The organism is Pedobacter sp. 05L430 (assembly GCF_056397585.1).
Genome location: NZ_JBFTNT010000394.1, coordinates 1 through 3,323, shown reverse-complemented (window position 1 = coordinate 3,323; position 3,323 = coordinate 1). Strand labels below are relative to the sequence as shown.

The window sequence follows — 3,323 nt, the reverse complement described above, 5'->3', positions numbered from 1 at the left end:
CAACAGAACTTAATATAAATCAGTTGAGCTTTCTCAAAAACTTAATTGAAAGTTATAATCAGAGAACATTTAAAAGCAAAAAATATGCGGAGGAAAGCCGGAATTACATGGCCGACCCAAGGGTTGTTTCTGGCTTTAAACCCTTAACAAAAGAGCTCATATACCCTATTGTAATAAATAAATCGAGTGGTAGTAAAATGTGGGATCTGGACGGTAATGAATACATTGATGTATTGAATGGGTTTGGTTCCAACTTACTTGGTTACCAACCAGATGTTATCAAAAAAGCAATGCACGATCAAATTGAAAGCGGATATGAGGTGGGCCCACAGCACGAGCTTGCAGCCGAAGTGAGTAAATTAGTATGTGAATTTACCGGATTTGATAGATCAGCGCTTTGCAGCACTGGATCTGAAGCAGTACTCGGCTGTATTAGAATTGCCAGAACCGTTACAGGCAGATCGTTGATTGTCGCCTTTACAGGATCATATCATGGTATTATTGACGAGGTATTGGTTAGGGGAACCAAGAAATTAAAATCATTTCCGGCAGCGGCCGGCATAATGCCCGATGCAGTTAAAAATATACTTGTGCTCGATTACGGAACAGAAGAAGCTTTGGCTATAATTAAAGAGAGAGCAGATGAGATCGCTGCAGTCCTTATTGAGCCGATACAAAGCAGACGTCCCGAGTTTGTACCAATAGATTTTGTTAAAGAAGTAAGAAAAATCACCTCTGCCAGCGGATCAGCTTTAATATTTGATGAGGTAATCACGGGTTTCAGGATGCATCCTGGCGGTGCACAGGCTTTGTTTAATGTCCGTGCAGACCTTGCGTCTTACGGCAAGGTTGTTGGCGCAGGTATTCCTATTGGGGTGATTGCCGGAAAAAAAGAATTTATGGATGCGCTTGATGGAGGCACCTGGAATTATGGAGATGGTTCATATCCAGAAGTAGGTGTAACTTACTTTGCAGGAACATTTGTTCGTCACCCTTTAGCTTTGGCTTCCGCAAAAGCATCTTTAATATACATGAAAGAAAAGGGACCAAAATTACAACAAGAGCTAAATGAAAAAGGAAACTATATTGCTAAAACACTTAATAAGGAAATAGAAAAAAGACAGCTGCCTTTCTTTATTGCCAATTATGGATCCTTATGGAAGGTTAAATTCCACGAGGAAATTCCTTATAGCGAATTAATGTTTACCTTAATGAGGCAAAAGGGCATCCATATACTTGATGGTTTCCCATGTTTCGTAACAGAAGCAACCTCGCATGCTGATATTGAACAATTGATTAATTGCTTTATAGAGAGTATGGATGAAATGATTAATGCCGGTTTCTTTTTGAACAGAGCTGTTACTGAGACCAATTCAAAAACATATTCAAAATTCAGCACAGATAAAATCGTGATCAATGCCGATAATCCTCCTGTAAGAGGTGCCAGACTGGGAAAGGATGTTGAAGGAAATCCGGCATGGTTCATTAAAGATGAACAGAATAAAGATCAGTATTTACAGATACGTTTCTAACGCCGTTACTAATGAATAAAGATTTTGAATACGTTGCTGTAGATTTTAATCCTTTCGGTGAAAATGAGATTGAAAAAGTAACAATTACTAATGAACCGCAAAGAGAACTATGGCTATCCTGTATTTTAGGTGGTGATGAAGCTAGTCTGGCCTATAATGAGTCTGTTTCTCTTGAGTTAAGAGGTGTTTTTTATCAGGAGGCATTTAAAAAAGCCATCGATAGCTTAATTGCCAGACACGAAGCATTAAGATCTACTGTCAGTAAAAATGGAGAAAACTTAATAATATATAAAGAACTCTCGTTTTCAATCATTACGGATGATTTAACCGGTATTGACTTAGATAAAAGATTGAACAATTTTCATGAGTTTGTCCAAAAGGAAATGGCTACTCCTTTTGATCTTTATGAAGGTCCATTATTTAGAATATACCTGCACAAGATTGAAGAAAATGTTCATTACTTTACGCTCATAATACACCACATTATTGGCGATGGCTGGTCAATTGGAATTATTCTGGAAGACTTAAGTAAAATGTATAATTCCTATGTACATGACACTTTTCCTCAATTAGAACCTGCAGAACAAATCAGTGATTATACCTTACAACAGATTAACTTTACAAATAGCAGTGAATATATTGAAACCCAGAATTTCTGGATCAATAAGTATAAGCATAATGTTCCTACACTTAATTTACCAATAGATTACACACGGCCTTCAGTTCGGACTTATACTGGTCAACGAAATGATTACATTCTGAAAAATGATCTATTGAATCCAATAAAGTTGTTATCAGCAAAAGCAGGTAGCAGTGTAGTTATTACTCTTCTAAGTGTATTTGAAATCTTGTTACATCACCGAACAGGGCAACAAGATATTGTTATTGGTCTTCCATCATCCGGACAGGCTGCAACAGGGAATTTTGGACTGGTTGGCCATTGTGTAAATTTACTGCCACTTGACAGCAAAGTTGATCCGAAATCGTCTTTCTTAGATTATTTAAAAAGAAGAAAGGGTGAAGTGTATGACGCTTACGATTTCCAAAGACTAACTTTTAGTGAATTGCTCAAAAAGTTACCCATTAAGAGGGATAAAGCTCACATACCACTGGTTCCTATTGTTTTTAACATAGACATGGGTATGGATGAAAAAGTATCATTTGATGGTTTAACTCATAGACTTTTTTCCAACGCAAGAGTAGCCCAAACCTTCGAAATTTCGTTAAATGTTACCGGCTCTAAAAACGCAATGACATTTGAATGGGCGTACAATACAAATCTATTCAGATCCGATACCATCGACAGTATGATGTCGGAATTTGAGTCTTTATTAAAAACCGTAACGGATAATCCTGAAGTACTAATCAAAGACTCATTAATAAACAAGAATCCGTTTCCCACCACAATAAATCAGACTCTAATTGCCGACAGAACAATTCTAGACCTATTTAATCAAAGAGTTCTTGACAGCCCAGATAGTAATGCTGTAGTCTATGAGGGTAAAAAATTAACTTACAATCAGTTAAACGAAAAGTCTAATCAACTGGCAAACCATTTAATCAGCAAAGGAGTCAAAACAGAAACACTTGTAGCAATTTGCATAAAACCATCTATAGAGACAATAATTGGAATAATCGGAATTCTAAAGGCTGGGGCAGCTTATATTCCAATTGATCCTGAATTCCCGGAACAAAGGATTAGCTATATGATTTCYGAATCGACAGCAAGCATGTTAATATGCGACACTGAAACGATAAAACGAATTAAGGAAGCAGGCAATCGAGAACTTA

2 protein-coding genes are annotated in these 3,323 nt (G+C 37.0%); both read left to right on the top strand.

The features are described from left to right. The coding region (locus AC1DG9_RS25375) for an aspartate aminotransferase family protein (protein WP_477635494.1) at nt 1-1,532 on the top strand (1,532 nt) is incomplete at its 5' end. A gap of 11 nt (nt 1,533-1,543) precedes the next feature. Next, nucleotides 1,544-3,323 (top strand): condensation domain-containing protein (locus AC1DG9_RS25370; protein ID WP_477635493.1); only part of this gene is annotated, 1,780 nt, incomplete at its 3' end.